The 14,730-nt window shown below is 64.9% G+C and carries 16 protein-coding genes and 1 riboswitch; of the genes, 11 read left to right on the forward strand and 5 right to left on the reverse strand.

The genetic code is table 11. The features are described 5' to 3' along the window. Positions 1–19 precede the first annotated feature (19 nt). Positions 20–1,219 (reverse strand): sugar transporter, encoded by a 1,200-nt coding sequence (locus tag IAE37_RS01500; RefSeq protein ID WP_201167728.1) that lies wholly within the window; start codon positions 1,217–1,219, stop codon positions 20–22. 256 nt (positions 1,220–1,475) lie between these two features. Then, the gene (gene calA, locus IAE37_RS01505) at positions 1,476–2,528 is read right to left on the reverse strand and encodes a vanillin reductase (protein WP_201167730.1); all 1,053 of its coding nucleotides are present in this window, start codon (positions 2,526–2,528) and stop codon (positions 1,476–1,478) included. A 180-nt stretch (positions 2,529–2,708) separates the two neighbouring features. On the opposite strand from calA, the gene IAE37_RS01510 reads away from it, so the two are divergent. Then, entirely contained in the window at positions 2,709–3,614 is a 906-nt protein-coding gene (locus IAE37_RS01510) for an AraC family transcriptional regulator (RefSeq protein ID WP_201167732.1), read from the forward strand. Between the two features lie 30 nt (positions 3,615–3,644). On the opposite strand, the gene thpR is transcribed toward IAE37_RS01510, so the two are convergent. Beyond that, positions 3,645–4,190 (reverse strand): RNA 2',3'-cyclic phosphodiesterase, encoded by a 546-nt coding sequence (gene thpR, locus IAE37_RS01515; RefSeq protein ID WP_201167740.1) that lies wholly within the window; start codon positions 4,188–4,190, stop codon positions 3,645–3,647. Positions 4,191–4,321: 131 nt separating this feature from the next. On the opposite strand from thpR, the gene IAE37_RS01520 reads away from it, so the two are divergent. From IAE37_RS01520 to IAE37_RS01535, 4 genes are all read left to right on the forward strand, one after another. Further along, positions 4,322–5,122: a hypothetical protein gene (locus IAE37_RS01520; RefSeq protein ID WP_201167743.1), complete on the forward strand. Its 801-nt coding sequence runs from the start codon at positions 4,322–4,324 to the stop codon at positions 5,120–5,122. Between the two features lie 156 nt (positions 5,123–5,278). Next, entirely contained in the window at positions 5,279–6,178 is a 900-nt protein-coding gene (lpxO, locus tag IAE37_RS01525) for a lipid A hydroxylase LpxO (protein ID WP_201167758.1), read from the forward strand. Positions 6,179–6,256: 78 nt separating this feature from the next. After that, positions 6,257–6,601 carry a carboxymuconolactone decarboxylase family protein gene (locus IAE37_RS01530; RefSeq protein WP_201167761.1) on the forward strand — a complete coding sequence of 115 codons (345 nt, stop codon included), beginning with the start codon at positions 6,257–6,259 and terminating at the stop codon, positions 6,599–6,601. 77 nt (positions 6,602–6,678) lie between these two features. Further along, positions 6,679–7,248, forward strand: coding sequence for a GNAT family N-acetyltransferase (locus tag IAE37_RS01535; protein ID WP_201167764.1), 570 nt, complete (start codon positions 6,679–6,681; stop codon positions 7,246–7,248). A gap of 58 nt (positions 7,249–7,306) precedes the next feature. Here IAE37_RS01535 and IAE37_RS01540 read toward each other — a convergent pair whose 3' ends face one another. Continuing rightward, on the reverse strand, positions 7,307–8,053 hold the full coding sequence (locus IAE37_RS01540; RefSeq protein WP_201167767.1) for an outer membrane beta-barrel protein: 747 nt from the start codon (positions 8,051–8,053) through the stop codon (positions 7,307–7,309). Positions 8,054–8,273: 220 nt separating this feature from the next. Here IAE37_RS01540 and IAE37_RS01545 point away from each other — a divergent pair, with 220 nt between their 5' ends. The 6 genes from IAE37_RS01545 to IAE37_RS01570 all read left to right on the forward strand — a co-directional run bounded on the left by IAE37_RS01545 (position 8,274) and on the right by IAE37_RS01570 (position 14,390). Next, positions 8,274–9,440 (forward strand): DUF1624 domain-containing protein, encoded by a 1,167-nt coding sequence (locus tag IAE37_RS01545; protein ID WP_201167770.1) that lies wholly within the window; start codon positions 8,274–8,276, stop codon positions 9,438–9,440. Positions 9,441–9,468: 28 nt separating this feature from the next. Then, positions 9,469–9,667: riboswitch (cobalamin riboswitch) on the forward strand. 113 nt (positions 9,668–9,780) lie between these two features. Then, complete coding sequence (locus IAE37_RS01550) at positions 9,781–10,806, forward strand: ABC transporter substrate-binding protein (protein ID WP_201167773.1); 1,026 nt, start codon at positions 9,781–9,783, stop codon at positions 10,804–10,806. Continuing rightward, the gene (locus tag IAE37_RS01555; protein ID WP_201167776.1) at positions 10,806–11,822 is read left to right on the forward strand and encodes a FecCD family ABC transporter permease; all 1,017 of its coding nucleotides are present in this window, start codon (positions 10,806–10,808) and stop codon (positions 11,820–11,822) included. Before IAE37_RS01550 ends, IAE37_RS01555 begins: the two co-directional genes overlap by 1 nt. Further along, the gene (locus IAE37_RS01560; protein ID WP_201167779.1) at positions 11,819–12,607 is read left to right on the forward strand and encodes an ABC transporter ATP-binding protein; all 789 of its coding nucleotides are present in this window, start codon (positions 11,819–11,821) and stop codon (positions 12,605–12,607) included. The genes IAE37_RS01555 and IAE37_RS01560 overlap by 4 nt, the downstream gene beginning before the upstream one ends. 17 nt (positions 12,608–12,624) lie before the next feature. Continuing rightward, on the forward strand, positions 12,625–13,056 hold the full coding sequence (locus tag IAE37_RS01565) for a pseudoazurin (protein ID WP_201167782.1): 432 nt from the start codon (positions 12,625–12,627) through the stop codon (positions 13,054–13,056). Next, entirely contained in the window at positions 13,053–14,390 is a 1,338-nt protein-coding gene (locus tag IAE37_RS01570; RefSeq protein WP_201167783.1) for an OprD family porin, read from the forward strand. Before IAE37_RS01565 ends, IAE37_RS01570 begins: the two co-directional genes overlap by 4 nt. A gap of 11 nt (positions 14,391–14,401) precedes the next feature. Here the strand turns inward: IAE37_RS01570 and IAE37_RS01575 are convergent, their stop codons facing one another. Further along, on the reverse strand, positions 14,402–14,710 hold the full coding sequence (locus IAE37_RS01575; RefSeq protein WP_201167785.1) for a hypothetical protein: 309 nt from the start codon (positions 14,708–14,710) through the stop codon (positions 14,402–14,404). Between the last annotated feature and the right edge of the window lie 20 nt (positions 14,711–14,730).

Raw genomic sequence — 14,730 nt, forward strand, 5'->3', positions numbered from 1 at the left:
GCAGCCCACCATCCATCCATCAAGGGATCAAGGCCTCGCGAAAGCGCCGGCTGCTGGCCACCGCGATACCCAGCCCGACCACGGCGACGACACCGCCCACCAGGCCGATATGGGCAACGCCCAGCTGGCTGCTGACGATACTGCCCAGCAGCGCACCACCGCCGATGCCGATGTTGTAGATACCCGAGAACAGCGCCATGGCCACGTCGGTGGCGTCGGACGCCAGCTTGAGCGTCTTCGATTGCAGCGCCAAGCTGAAGCTCAGGATCGCCACGCCCCAGCACATGCTCAGCCCGGCGAACACATAGAAGTTGCCCGACAATGGCAACAGCAACAGCAGGCAGGCCGCCAGCACGCCAATGGAACCCAGCAGGAAGCCCTGGGGGAATCGCTCGCTGTAGCGGCTGAACAGCACCGAACCGAATACCCCGGCGCCGCCGAACAGCAACAGCAGCAAGGTGGTGCGCTCGCCGCCGATCTGCGCCACGTGCAGGGCGAACGGTTCGATATAGCTATAGGCGGTGAATTGCGCGGTGATGACCAGCGTCACCAGCAGGTAGGTGATCACCAGCGCGCGGCGCTTGAACAGGATCGGCAAGCTACGCAACGAACCGGAGTTCTGGCTCGGCAGCAACGGCAGCGATTTCAACAGGCACAGCATGGTGGCCAGGGCCACGCCGGCGATGCTGAGGAACGTCACCCGCCAGCCCAGCGCCTCGCCGACCACGCGCCCCAGCGGAATGCCCAGCACCATCGCCAGGGTGGTACCGGTGGCCAGCAGACCCAGGGCCTTGGCCTGTTGCCCGGGCGGCGCGACACGCACCGCCAGCGATGCGGTGATGGACCAGAACACCGCGTGGGCCAGGGCGATGCCGATGCGGCTGACCAGCAGCATGGCGAAACTCTGCGACAGCCACGACAGCAGGTGGCTGACGATGAATACCAGGAACACCAGCAGCAGCAGGCGGCGACGCTCGATGTTGCGGGTCAGCAGCATCATCGGCAGCGAGGCCAGGGCCACGACCCAGGCGTAGATGGTCAGCATCAGGCCGACCTGGGCGGTGCTCATGTCGAAGCTGCGGCCAATGTCGCTGAGCAGCGCCACCGGCACGAATTCGGTGGTATTGAAGATGAAGGCGGCCAGGGCCAGCGCGATCACGCTCAGCCAGCTGCCGCTGCCCACGGTCGGGGGCATGTTGACGGGGGTGGGTCCATTCATGGAGGAAACTCGCTGTTACGCGGACAAGGCGATAGAACGCACGACCCACGCCGAGGTTCGACGGGGTTGACGCATGATGGGTTATTGGAGGAATGCCCGGCATGGTACGCGTCAGGGCGTGGTGCCACAACCGTTGTGGGCGTTGACGCTCGAAGAACCGGCCGGCCCGGCTCCCCGGCAAGGCCGCTCCTACCCCGACCGTTCAGGTAAGGAGCGACCTAGCGCCGCGAAAGGGCTGCGCAGCAGCCCTGCTGATTCAGCCCTTGAGGGTGGCCATGTCGATCACGAAGCGGTACTTCACATCACCGGCGATCATGCGCTCGTAGGCCTGGTTGATGTTGCGGATATCCAGCATCTCGATATCGCAGCGGATGTCGTGCTCGGCGCAGAAGTCCAGCACTTCCTGGGTCTCGGCGATGCCGCCGATCAACGAGCCAGCCAGCACCCGGCGCTTGAGCACAAGGTTGGCCGCGTGCACCGCCGGGTCGATCGGCTCGATCAGCCCGACCAGGATGTGCACCCCGTCGAACTTGAGGGTTTCCAGGTACGGATTGAGGTCGTGTTGCACCGGAATGGTGTCGAGCAGGAAGTCGAAACGCCCGGCCGCGGCCTGCATCTGCTCGGCGTCGGTGGACACGATCACATGGTCGGCACCCTGGCGGCGGGCTTCCTCGGCCTTGGCCTGGGAGCGGGTGAACAGCGTCACTTCGGCGCCCAGCGCCTTGGCCAGCTTGATGCCCATGTGGCCCAGGCCGCCCATGCCGAGGATGCCCACTTTGTGGCCAGGGCCGACGCCGTGATGCTTGAGCGGCGAATAGGTGGTGATGCCGGCACAGAGGATCGGCGCCGCGCTGGGCAGGTCCATGCCGACAGGAATACGCACGACGAAGTGCTCGTTGACCACGATGTTGCTGGAGTAACCACCCATGGTGTTGCTGCCGTCGACCCGGTCAGGGGTGGCGTAGGTCATGGTCGGGCCTTCCAGGCAATACTGTTCCAGGTCCTTGGCACAGGCTTCGCAGTGGCGGCAGGAGTCGACCATGCAACCGACTCCGACCAGGTCGCCGACCTTGTGCGCCGAGACCTGCGCGCCGACGGCGGTGACCCGGCCGATGATCTCGTGACCAGGCATCAGCGGGTACACGGCGATGCCCCATTCGTTGCGTGCCTGGTGGATGTCGGAGTGGCACACGCCGCAATACAGGATCTCGATGGCGACGTCGTCCGGGCGCGGGCTGCGGCGCTCGAAGGTCATGGGGGCCAGTGGGCTGGTCGGGGTTTGGGCGGCGTAACCGATGGCGGTGTACATACAGGGCCTCGCAGTCAGTGAAACGATTCAGGCGACGCATTGTGCACGCCCCTGCACCACCGAGCCCACGGCTGATTCTCCGGCATGCATGCCTGATTCTCCGAAGTTGCCACACTACACCTGGCGTCTTTCCTTCGATCTGCGATGATTGCAGTGTCTGATCCTCCGCCCTGGCCCATCATGCAACTGACCCGTCACGTCGATGCCAACGCCCCGCTCTGCGGGCTCATCCGCAACCTCGCCACGCGCCCTGGGTTCGTGCCCACCCACCTGCCCCAAGTCCAGGTGTTGAGCTGGGGGCACTATGTGGCCAGCAGCCCGCAGATCTACGAACCGAGCCTGATGATCCTGGCCCAGGGCAGCAAGCTGGCGCGCCTGGGCCCGCGCACGTTGGAATACGGCGCCGGGCATTACCTGGTGCAGGCGCTGTCGGTGCCATTCATGTGCGAGACCTTCGCCACCGAGGACGCCCCGCTGCTTGGCGTGGCCGTGGACATCGACCGCAGCGTGCTGGGCGAGTTGGTGCAGAGCATGGACTTGCCGCCGGACCCTGCGGTGCAGGCGCAGACGCCGCAATCGATGACCTCGGCCGCGCTGGACGCCCCGATGCGCGAGAGCGTCGAGCGCCTGCTGCAATGCCTGCAGGACCCGCTGGATGCCAAGGTGCTCGGCCCGGCACGGGTACGCGAAGTGCTCTACACCGCGCTGCGTGGGCCTCAGGCCGGGGTGCTGCGGGCCCTGGTGGAGCAGCAGGGGCACTTTGCCCGCATCGGCGCTGCCCTCGCCCACCTGCGCGAGCACTACACGGCGCCGCTCAGCGTCGAGGACCTGGCAGCCCGCGCCAACATGAGCGTGTCGACCTTCCACGAGCATTTCAAACGCTGCACCGACATGGCGCCCATGCAATACCTCAAGCGCCTGCGGTTGCTCAAGGCCCAGCAGATGCTGATCGGCGAGGGCCTTGGCGTGGCCCAGGCCGCGCACCGGGTGGGCTACCAGAGCACCTCGCAGTTCAGCCGCGAATACAAGCGCCAGTTCGCCCGCAGCCCAGGCGACGAGTTGCCCTACCAGAGCTTGCCGGTGTAGCGACGCATCTGTTCAAACAGCGGCCTTGAGTCATTTGCGAAGCGGCCACTGGGCCAATGGCCAGTAAGCACCCTTGCGGGACTCGTACAGCGTGAAATGCTCGGGGGCGAGATAGAACTCCGGCGCACTGGTGGCCTCTGGCGGGCAGTTGCGGTAGTCCCTGGCCAGCGTCAGGTGCGGGCGGTATTCGCGGCTGGGCGCCTGCAGCCCCAACGGCAGCATCGCCTGCTGCAAGCCGTACACCAGTTGCAACAAGTCAAACGGCGTCTGTTGGGCCTCCAGCACCAAGGCGCTGGCACGCTGCCACACGTGCAACCGGTCGAGCAACAGCCTCGGCATCGCGACTGGCACTGGCAACTGGTCGACCGCTGCGCAGATTGCTGGCACCTGCACGGCATCCACATCGCCAAGAAATAACAGCGTGACATGAAAGTTGTCCGCCGGTACTGGCTTACCACTGCGCAGGGCCAGGCCGCTCCGCCACTGGGCCAAGGCACGACGCTGGGCGTCATTGACCGGCAAGGCGAAGAACAGCCGTTTGAAAGGTCGCCCGGGATTACGAGGTAACAACGTCATTAATTCACTCCTGAGACACGTTCACGAACTGCCGGCGTCAGCGCCGTGTCGCTCCTGATAATTCTGCTAGTACCGGCCTGACGACGGTATATCTACCCTGGACTTCCCTTCAAATGGCAATGGAATCGACCATGAACCAGCATGAGAACGCCCCAAAAGCAAACAATGCCATGCATGCGTCGCTGAACTTCAGCGGCCAAACGCTTCCGTTCACCACGGAAGACGTCGTGAGTGGTGAGCATTTCGGCAGGCTGTGGGTCCAAGGCTACCAGGCAACGCGGCACCCCAACTCCCAGCAGGAAACGTTCACCCAAATCACGCTTCAGTTTCCCGAAAAAGACCTGGCGCCAGGCAAGGTATTGATCATCGGCAACGGTGAAGGTGCAGAAATATCGGCCTACTTGGGCTCGACCCGCATTGGTCGCTCTGGCTATGCCACTCAAGGCGAAATCACCATTACTCATTGGGATAACCGTACCAGGACACTCAGCGCCACCTTCAACTTCGATGTCGAAGCGACCCAGGGCGACGTGCAGGTGATGAGCGGGACGCTGGACATATCCTTGGCTGCCGCTGCCGCCACCGGCAAAGGCTTTGCCAAGGCCACACTCGACCCGATCATAAACCCAGCCCTAGGCCACCTCGATGCAAGGTCCATCCACTTCATTGAATCTTCGGACGGCGTCATCCGGCTCAGAGCGGTGCAGGAAGGCGCATCTGCAAAACAGGGAGTCTGGGTGAATGTCGGTCAGCATTCTGCGCGGGTGTTCTTCATCATCGATAATGGTCTCTACGACGCGTTCGGCGAGGTCAAGGCTCACTGGGATGCGCAGGCCAAAAAATTGACGCTCGACGCCGAAGAACTGGTCTTCACTTACCAAGGCGTGGAACACAAAATCGCCAATCTCAGGATCGATGCCACACAGGCATAACACGCCGTCAAGTCACGCAGACCTTGGCGCAGAGCCTGCCTCTCGTACCAAGGTCTGCCCTCCTTGCACAACATTCCTCTATAAAGCTTCGGTTCGATTGTTTATGCTGGCGGGCTTAGCCATCACCCATGGCCATTAATCGATACGTATTCGCCCATGAAAATCGCACTCGTCCTGATCTTCCTCTTCTCGATCGCCTATGTTCACCTGCGCGGTCGGGTTCGCCACAAGCTGACCCGCCAGCTGGGCGACCACTCCAGCTTCCTCGCCCCGATCAACAGTTTTCTCTACCTGTTCTCCCGCCACCCGGCCAAGCCCTACCTGCCGGTCGAGGCCTTTCCCGAGCTGCAGCCGCTCAAGGACCATTGGCAGGAAATTCGCGAGGAAGCCCAGCAGTTGCTGCACGTGGGCGAAATCAAGAAGTCCGACAACTATGACGACGTCGGTTTCAACTCGTTCTTCAAGACCGGCTGGAAGCGCTTCTACCTGAAGTGGTACGGCGAGAGCCACCCTTCGGCGATGAACCTGTGCCCACGCACCACCGAGCTGCTGCAAGGCATCGGCACGGTCAAGGCGGCGATGTTCGCCACCCTGCCACCCGGCGCCAAGCTGGTCCGTCACCGCGACCCTTATGCCGGTTCCTACCGCTACCACCTGGGCCTGGACACACCGAACGACGACGGCTGCTACATCGACGTCGACGGTGAGAAATATTCCTGGCGTGACGGCGAAGCGGTGATCTTCGACGAGACGTACATCCACTACGCCGCCAACACCACCGAGCACAACCGTATCATCCTGTTCTGCGACGTCGAGCGCCCGCTCAAGTACCGCTGGGCCACCGCCTTCAACCGCTGGTTCAGCCGCAACGTGATGGCCGCGGCGGCCGCCCCCAACGATGCCAACGACAAGACCGGCGGCATCAACCGCCTGTTCACCCGCATCTACAAGATCCGCGAACGCGGCAAGGCCCTGAAAAAGCGCAACCGCACCCGCTACTACCTGGAAAAGTGGGCCGTCGTCGCCGCCCTGCTGCTGTTCTTCATCTACATCTGATGCCTGCCCGGGCGGCCCTGCCGCCCTTCATCGTCTAGCCTGAAAGCTCACCCTCCCCAACCGCACAAGGTGAAGACGATGAGCATGATGGACTGGGACGCCTACCGTAAGCAGTTGATGGCCGGCATCGGCGATCTCAAGCAGTTGTCCCCCGATACCGTCGCTGGCTACATGACTGCCAGCGGCGCCGGCGCCAAGACCAACCATCTGGACGCCAAGACCCGCGAACTGATCTCCCTGGCCGTGGCGGTGACGACCCGCTGCGACGGCTGCATCGCCGTGCATTCGCAGCAGGCGGTCAAGCACGGCGCCACCCGCGAGGAAATCGCCGAGGCCCTCGGCGTGGCCGTGGCGATGAATGCTGGGGCCGCACTGGTGTACTCGGCCCGTGCCCTCGACGCGCTGGGCAAGGCCGACGGCTGAGCCGATTGGCGTCGCTGCCCTTGCGCGGCGGCGCCTACCCCCCCAGACTTGGCGGCCCAGCCACTTCAGGTAACGCCATGACCCTTCTGCGCCCCATGACACCAGACGACTTCGAGCGCTTCTGGCCGACCTTCCAAGCCGTGCTCCAGGCCCGTGAAACCTACGCGCTCGACCCGGACATGACGATCGAACAGGCGCGCCGTCTATGGTTGGAGCTGCCACTGCACGGCTGGGTGGCCGAACACCAGGGCGAACTGTTGGGTGCCTATTACCTCAAGGCCAACGCCGCCGGCCCCGGTGCTCATGTCGGCAATTGCGGCTACGTGGTCTGCGAAGCGGCCCGTGGGCGCGGCGTGGCTCGGCTGATGTGCGAGCACTCGCAGAAGCAGGCGCGCCAGGAGGGCTTCCTGGCCTTGCAATTCAATTCGGTGGTGGCCAGCAACGAAGTGGCCGTGGCGCTGTGGCACAAGCTCGGCTTCGAGACCGTCGGGCGCTTGCCCAAGGCGTTTCGCCATGCCCGGCTGGGGCTGGTGGACTGCCTGGTGATGTACAAGTGGCTGGCGGATGAGCCAGTGGTGGAGAAGCCGCCACTGCTGATCGGGCGCAAGAACATCGAAGCGCGGGTGTCGCGCCGGCGCGGGCGCTGATCGAAGCGCCGGCCTCTTCGCGAGCGGCGAAGGGGCCGGGCCTGTCAGCCTAAGAGGCTCAGAACGCCAAACCTACCTTGAAGCCGAACTCATCACGCTTGAGCTTGGTGTTGTCGGCCGCTTCCGAGTCTTCATCCAGCTTGTACTCGGTCCGGGTGTAGTACACCCCGGCCTGCACCGGCAGGTCGCCCTGCTGGTTCATCAGCAAGGTGACCTCGGCGTACGGATTGGTACGGTCCTTCATGTCCACGCTGTCGCTGCCGAAATCATCCACCTTGAGCCGCGCACGGCCATCGATGCTGCGGCGCGCCCCGACTTCCACGCGCAGAGTCGATGCATCGAACTGGTGGTTGTAGCCCAGCGCGGCCTTGGCGAACGGCGACTTGTAGGTGAGCTTGGTGTCCAGGTCGTTGATCTCCGGCTCGAAACGCGACCAGCTGTAACCACCGCCAACGATCACGTCGACGAAGTTGCGCGCATCCAGCGCCGCGCGCCAGCCCAGGTCGAGGTCGGCCTGGGCTTCCTTGAGCTTGTTGTCGTTCTTCTTGCCGTACTTGGCTTCGGCACCCACCTGGTAGATGAAGCCGGATTCGGCGGTCAGCTTGTTACCGAACGTGGCGAACACACCGCCCTCGCCCATGTGGTCCTTTTCAGACTCACTGCCCCCTTCGAACTTGAACTTGTCGTACGCGCCAAGCAAGCCGACGCTGAACAGCGGGTCGGTACTGGGCGCAGCGGTGGCCAGCAGGGGGCTACCGAGCAAAGCGAACAGGCAGGTTTGGCGCAGCAGATTGCGAGCGGACATTACGTGCAGTCTCCATGACAGAAATACGATTGACGAATCAGCGCTTCGAGACCGCCGCCTGCGAGAAAGTTCGAAAAAAAATCACCAAAAACGTAGAACATTGTGATTCCACTCGCATTTTGCAATGGGTGCCCAGCAAAGATTGGGCTACCACACCGCCCAATAATAGTTATAAGATAACGTTTCATTTGACATCCATTCCTGCCTGCGACCTCTTCACATGACAAGCGCCTCAGCCACGCCCACCCTGCTCACTCAGCGCCTGCAGAGCATCGATGCCCTGCGCGGCCTGGTCATCCTGTTCATGTTGCTGGACCATGTCCGCGAAACGTTCTTCCTGCATCGCCAGGTCAGCGACCCGATGACCATCGACGCCACCGATCCTTCGCTGTTCTTCAGCCGCACCCTGGCCCACCTGTGCGCGCCGGTATTCGTCCTGCTGACCGGGCTGTCGGCATGGCTGTACGGCGAAAAATACCAGGGCCGCAGCGACGTCTCGGCGTTCCTGTTCAAGCGCGGGCTGTTCCTGGTGGTGCTGGAGTTCACCCTGGTCAACTTCGCTTGGACCTTCCAACTGCCGCCCAGCGTGATCTACCTGCAGGTGATCTGGGCCATCGGCATCAGCATGATCGCCCTGTCGCTGCTGGTCTGGCTGCCACGCCCCGCGCTGCTGGCGATCGGCGCGCTGATCATCGCCGGGCACAACCTGCTCGATGGCGTGCACTTCGGTGCGGAATCGGCCCTGCACGTACCATGGGCGATCCTGCATGACCGAGGCTGGCTCGAGGTTTCCGAGGCGATGCGCCTGCGCACTTCCTACCCTGTGCTGCCTTGGATCGGCGTGATCGCCCTGGGCTACGGGCTGGGGCCCTGGTTCGCCCGTGGCAGCCTGGCCGACAAGCGCCAGCGCCGTTTGCTGGTGGCGGGGGTCGCCGCCCTGCTCGGCTTCGTCGTGCTGCGCCTAGCCAACGGCTACGGCGAGGCGCCATGGCGCATCTATCCCGACGTTACCCAGACCATGATGAGTTTCTTCAATATCACCAAGTACCCCCCATCACTGTTGTTCGTGGCCCTGACCCTGGGCTGCGGCCTGTTGCTGCTGCGCGCCTGCGAACGGGCCGGCGCCGCGCGCTGGGTGAGCATGCTGGCGGTATTCGGCGCCGCACCGATGTTCTTCTATCTGCTGCACCTGTACGTGCTCAAGGTGCTGTACCTCGCTTGCGTGTCGCTGTTCGGCCTGAATCACGGCGACTACTTCGGCTTCGACGGCATCGCTTCGGTGTGGCTGGCTTGCGTGCTGCTGGCAGCGGCGCTGTACCTGCCAGTGCGCAGCTTCGCCCGGCTGAAGGCACGCCGCCGCGACATCCGTTGGCTCAAGTACTTCTGAAAATGCGTTTCACCGGGCGGCCGGATGGTCTACCATGCGGCCCGCCGGTTTCCACCACGGAATTAATAGGGAATCCCCGGCTCGCTCACGCGGGCCAACTGGAACTGCCCCCGCAACTGTAGGTGCCGAGCCTGCTCCATCGATGCCACTGGATCTGTTGATCCGGGAAGGCTGGAGCCGGGCCATGACGCACCAGTCAGGAGACCTGCCGGCCCACATTCACCAACCGGCGGGGTGTCCGGGATGGCCATCCGTACCGGTGCCGTTCGCCATAGCGCGGGCGCTGGCGATGCCTGTCCGTGGGTTCCTCCGTGAACTGTCCGATAGGAGATCGACCAGCATGCAGCCCCGTTTCGCCACCCTGCTCGCGGGCCTCGGCCTGGCCGGCCTGGGCTTCGTCGGCCCGGCCCTGGCCGCCGCCACCCAGTACCCGCTGAGCGTGCACAACTGCACCACCACGCAGACCTTCACCCAGGCGCCCCAGCACGTGGTCACCATCGGCCAGGCCGGCACCGAGATGCTCTATGCCCTGGGGCTGGGCGACAAGCTGGTCGGCACCTCGCTGTGGTTCAACAACGTGCTGCCCGAATACAAGGCCCTCAACGACAAGGTCGAGCGCCTGGCCGACAACGACCCGAGCTTCGAGGCCGTGGTCGGCAAGCGCCCACAGCTGGTGGCCGTGCAGTTCGAATGGATGGTCGGCGCCCAGGGCGTGGTCGGCACCCGCGAGCAGTTCGACGAGCTGAAGATCCCCACCTACCTGCTGCCCTCGGATTGCGAAGGCAAGGACAACCTGGTCGGCGCCGATGGCACTCGCCTGCAGGCGTTCCAGGTCGACAGCATCTACAAAAGCATCAGCCAGCTGGCCGAGATCTTCGATGTGCAGGACCGCGGCGCGGCACTCAACGCCGACCTGCAGGGCCGCCTGGCCAGCGCCCGCCAACAGCTGGCCGGCAAGGACCTGAGCCATACCTCGGCGCTGTTCTGGTTCTCCAGCGCCGACCTCGACATCGACCCCTACGTCGCCGGCCGCCAGGGCGTAGCCGACTTCATGCTGCGCACCCTGGGCGTGCGCAACGTGGTCGAGTCGACCGAGGAGTGGCCGACCGTGGGCTGGGAGACCTTGGCCAAGGCCAACCCGACCTGGCTGATCATCGCCCGCATGGACCGCCGCCGCTTCCCCGCCGACGACTACCAGAAGAAGCTCGAATTCCTCCACAGCGACCCCGTGACGCGCAACATGGACGCGGTGAAGAACAACCGCATCATCATCCTCGACGCCGATGCCATGCAGGCGGGCATTCGCCTGTTCCGCGGCCTGCAGACCCTCTCCGCGGCCTTCGCCAGCGGTAAAGCGGCGCAGTGATGGCTCGCCCGCTGTACACCTGCGCCCTGGCCTTGCTGGCGCTGCTCGCAGCCTTGCTGGCCGGCACCGCGATCGGCGAGAGCAACCTGCCGCCCGACGTCGTGTACCAGGTGTTGGCCAACCATCTGTGGCAGGCCGGCTACCCGGTCGACCCGATCGATGCCGGCATCGTCTGGAACTATCGCCTGACTCGCACCCTGGTCGCGGCGGCCTGCGGCGCCGGCCTGGCCACCTGCGGGGTGATCCTCCAGGCGCTGCTGCGCAACCCCTTGGCCGAGCCATACCTGCTGGGCCTGTCGGCAGGCGCCTCGACCGGCGCGGTGCTGGTCGGCCTGCTGGGCTGGGGCAGCGTGGCCCTGAGTTTGTCCGGTGGCGCCTTCATCGGCGCGCTGGCGGCGTTCGCCCTGGTCCTGGTGCTGGCACGCGCCGCTGGCCCGAGCAGCAACAACGCCCAGGTGATCCTCGCCGGCATTGCCGGCTCGCAACTGTTCAACGCCTTGACCGCGTTCCTGATCACCAAATCGGCCACCGCCGAGCAAGCGCGGGGCATCTTGTTCTGGCTGCTGGGCAACCTCAGTGGGGTGCGCTGGCCATCGGTGTGGCTGGCATTGCCGGTGGCGCTGGGCGGCTTGCTGGTTTGCCTGTGGCACCGTCGGGCCCTGGATGCCTTCACCTTCGGCACAGACTCGGCCGCCTCGCTCGGCATTCCCGTGCGCCGCACGCAATTGCTGCTGATCAGCTGCGCCGCGCTGGTCACCGCAGTGATGGTGTCGATCGTCGGCGCCATCGGCTTCGTCGGCCTGGTCATCCCCCACGCCTTGCGCCTGTTGCTAGGGCCCGGCCACAGCCGCCTGCTGCCAGCCAGCGCGCTGGGCGGCGCATTGTTCCTGATTGCCGCCGACGTGCTGTCGCGCACACTGATCCCTGGCCAGGTGATCCCGGTGGGCGTGGTCACTGCGTTGATCGGCGCGCCGGTGTTCGCCCTGATCCTGGTCAGCCGACGGAGGCAGTCATGACCCTCATGCCCTCGCTCGCCATTGCCCCCCTGGCCTGCGCCCAGCTTGGCCTCAAGCTGGGCGGCCAGGCGGTGCTGCGCGACATCGACCTGAGCGTGGTGCGCGGCGAAACCCTGGGGATCGTCGGCCCCAACGGTTCGGGCAAGTCGTCGCTGCTCAAGCTGCTCGCCGGCTTGCGCACCCCCACCCATGGCAGCGTGCAGTTGCTCGGCGAGCCGCTCGCCGGCCTGCCCAGGCGCCGCATCGCCCAGGCCCTGGCCCTGGTCGAACAGCAGGCCGACACCCTCGACGCCATCAGCGTGTACGACGCGGTTGCCCTTGGCCGCACGCCGTGGCTGTCGGCGCTGGCACCGTTCGCCAAGGAAGACCGCGCCATCGTCGAACAGGCGCTGGTCGATGCCGATGCACTGCACCTGCGCGCACGCCTCTGGGGCTCGTTGTCCGGTGGCGAACGCCAGCGTGTGCACATCGCCCGCGCCCTGGCCCAACGCCCCCAGGTGCTACTGCTGGACGAACCCACCAACCACCTCGACATCCAGCACCAACTGGGCCTGCTGCGCCAGGTGCAGGCGTTGCCGGTGACCACCCTGGTGGCCCTGCACGACCTCAACCAGGCCCTGACCTGCGACCGCCTCGCGGTGCTCGACCAGGGCCGCCTGGTGGCCCTCGGCAAGCCGCTGGACGTGCTCACCCCCGAGCGCCTGCTGAGCACCTTCGGCGTCCACGCCCACTACCTCACCGACCCCTTTGACGGCGCGCGCATCCTGCGTTTTCGCGCCCCTTGAAACAGGAAATTGCCACCATGTTGCGCCCTGTCGCCCTGCTGCTTGCCAGCGCCCTTCTCGCCCCTGCCGCGCTGGCCCAGGTGTATGAAGTGAAGATGCTCAATCGCGGCGAGGCAGGCGCCATGGTGTACGAGCCAGACCACCTGCGCATCGCCCCGGGCGACACGGTACGCTTCCTGCCGACCATGAGCGGGCACAACGCCGCCAGCCTGCCAGGGCTGTTGCCCGAAGGCGCCGAGGCGTTCAAGAGCAAGCTCAACCAGCCTTTCGAACACACCTTCGCGGTACCCGGGCTGTACGGCATCCAGTGCATCCCGCACCTGGCCATGGGCATGGTGATGCTGATCCAGGTGGGCGACGGCGCCGCAGTACAACTGCCAGGCAATCTGCCTGAGCGTGCCAGGGTGCGCCTGGCCAGCCAGATGGGCCAACTGGAGGCTGGGCAATGAGCCGCTGGTGGCTGGCGCTCCCCTTGCTGGGCAGCGTGGCCCAGGCCCAGGCGGACTCGGCGCAAAGCCTGAGCAACGGCCTGGTCGAGGACAGTACCTGGAGCCTGTTGAACCGCAGCGTGTACGACCAGCGCGACTACAAGCACGGCGCCCGCAACAGCGGCGCGCGTAACGCCTACAAACCCCGAGACCAGCGCAACGGCCTGGCCGAGGAGTGGGCCTACGGCCTGATGGGCACGTTCAGCTCCGGCTTCACCCAGGGCCTGATCGGGGTCGGCGTCGATGCCCATGCCTACCTCGGCGTGCAACTCGACAGTGGGGGCGGCCGTGCCGGCAAGGCCCGGCTGCTCGGGCTGGACAACGACGGGCACCCGAAGAGCGAATACGGCCGTGGCGGCGCAGCGCTCAAGCTGCGCCTGTCGAATACCGTGCTGTCGTATGGCGAGCAGCGGGTCAAGACACCGGTGTTCAGCTCGTCGGACAGCCGCCTCTTGCCGGAAACGGCCACCGGTTTCTTCCTCACCAGCAACGAATTCGACACGCTCAAACTGGTGGCCGGCCACTTCAACGAAAGCACCGACCGCAATGCTTCGAGCCACGACCAGGGCTTCGTGGTCAACTACTCCGATGGCCGCCAAGGCAACAGCTTCGACCTCGCCGGGGTCGTCTGGAACCCCGCTGCCGAGCTGAGCGCCAGCCTGTACACCTCACGTTACGAGGACAACTGGAACCAGCACTACCTGGGCAGCACCTTGACCCATGCGCTCGATGAGCGCCGCAGCCTGAGCCTGGACCTCAACCTGTACCGCACCACCGATACCGGCAAGGCGTTCTCCGGGCAGATCGACAACACCACCTGGAGCCTGGTCTCGCGCTATGCCCAGGGCCCGCATGGGTTCAGCCTCGGCTGGCAGCAGGTCGATGGCAACACACCGTTCGACTACGTCACCCGCGGGGCTATCTTCATCGGCAACGCGGTGCAGATGTCCGACTTCAACGCCCCTAACGAGAAGTCCTGGCAAGCGCGCTACGACCTCGACATGGGCCCGTTCGGGGTACCGGGGTTGAACCTCACGGCGCTGTATGTGCGCGGCTTCGATATCGACGGCACGCATGTAGACCCCAACGGTGGCTATGCCTACCTGGGCTACGGTAAAGGCGGCAAGCATTGGGAACGTGACCTGGAGGCGCGCTACGTGGTGCAGAGCGGCAAGGCCAAGGGCACGGCGTTTTCCCTGCGGCACAACGTGCACCGGGGCAACACCGCCCAGGCCGAGCTCGACGGCAACCAGATTCGGCTAGCGGTGGAGTGGCCGATTTCAGGCGGTCTGTGAGGCCGGCAGCCTCACCGCTGCCCGACCCCCCACGCGCTTCTCTCGAGCGGATTCATCCCCACCACCACCTCGCCGAATACCTCGCTCAGTTCTCTGCTCAACCCACCCTGCACCTGATGAGAGGTCAGCAAGAAGCGCTTCACCGCCAACGGCCAGGCGCCATCCTTGTGCGCCGTGACGATGATCGCCTTGGCATCCTGCCCCTGTGCCGTGGGCCGCACCTCTGCAAGCCGCCGCTCGAAGTCGACGTAGGTCCAGTCATCGTGCCGGCCTTCGAACTCGTCCAGCAACTTGAGCTTGTACAAGGCAATGTGCGCCATCGGCAGAACCCCCTGATTGG

Source organism: Pseudomonas sp. S31 (genome assembly GCF_016648105.1).
In the GTDB taxonomy this organism is placed as follows: Bacteria; Pseudomonadota; Gammaproteobacteria; order Pseudomonadales; family Pseudomonadaceae; genus Aquipseudomonas.

Excerpts from the sequence above, each read along its gene's own strand:
- IAE37_RS01500 (WP_201167728.1), bottom strand. The coding sequence starts at position 1,219 with ATGAATGGACCCACCCCCGTCAACATGCCCCCGACCGTGGGCAGCGGC.
- calA (WP_201167730.1), bottom strand. The coding sequence starts at position 2,528 with ATGTACACCGCCATCGGTTACGCCGCCCAAACCCCGACCAGCCCACTG.
- IAE37_RS01510 (WP_201167732.1), top strand. The coding sequence starts at position 2,709 with ATGCAACTGACCCGTCACGTCGATGCCAACGCCCCGCTCTGCGGGCTC.
- thpR (WP_201167740.1), bottom strand. The coding sequence starts at position 4,190 with ATGACGTTGTTACCTCGTAATCCCGGGCGACCTTTCAAACGGCTGTTC.
- IAE37_RS01520 (WP_201167743.1), top strand. The coding sequence starts at position 4,322 with ATGAACCAGCATGAGAACGCCCCAAAAGCAAACAATGCCATGCATGCG.
- lpxO (WP_201167758.1), top strand. The coding sequence starts at position 5,279 with ATGAAAATCGCACTCGTCCTGATCTTCCTCTTCTCGATCGCCTATGTT.
- IAE37_RS01530 (WP_201167761.1), top strand. The coding sequence starts at position 6,257 with ATGAGCATGATGGACTGGGACGCCTACCGTAAGCAGTTGATGGCCGGC.
- IAE37_RS01535 (WP_201167764.1), top strand. The coding sequence starts at position 6,679 with ATGACCCTTCTGCGCCCCATGACACCAGACGACTTCGAGCGCTTCTGG.
- IAE37_RS01540 (WP_201167767.1), bottom strand. The coding sequence starts at position 8,053 with ATGTCCGCTCGCAATCTGCTGCGCCAAACCTGCCTGTTCGCTTTGCTC.
- IAE37_RS01545 (WP_201167770.1), top strand. The coding sequence starts at position 8,274 with ATGACAAGCGCCTCAGCCACGCCCACCCTGCTCACTCAGCGCCTGCAG.
- IAE37_RS01550 (WP_201167773.1), top strand. The coding sequence starts at position 9,781 with ATGCAGCCCCGTTTCGCCACCCTGCTCGCGGGCCTCGGCCTGGCCGGC.
- IAE37_RS01555 (WP_201167776.1), top strand. The coding sequence starts at position 10,806 with ATGGCTCGCCCGCTGTACACCTGCGCCCTGGCCTTGCTGGCGCTGCTC.
- IAE37_RS01560 (WP_201167779.1), top strand. The coding sequence starts at position 11,819 with ATGACCCTCATGCCCTCGCTCGCCATTGCCCCCCTGGCCTGCGCCCAG.
- IAE37_RS01565 (WP_201167782.1), top strand. The coding sequence starts at position 12,625 with ATGTTGCGCCCTGTCGCCCTGCTGCTTGCCAGCGCCCTTCTCGCCCCT.
- IAE37_RS01570 (WP_201167783.1), top strand. The coding sequence starts at position 13,053 with ATGAGCCGCTGGTGGCTGGCGCTCCCCTTGCTGGGCAGCGTGGCCCAG.
- IAE37_RS01575 (WP_201167785.1), bottom strand. The coding sequence starts at position 14,710 with ATGGCGCACATTGCCTTGTACAAGCTCAAGTTGCTGGACGAGTTCGAA.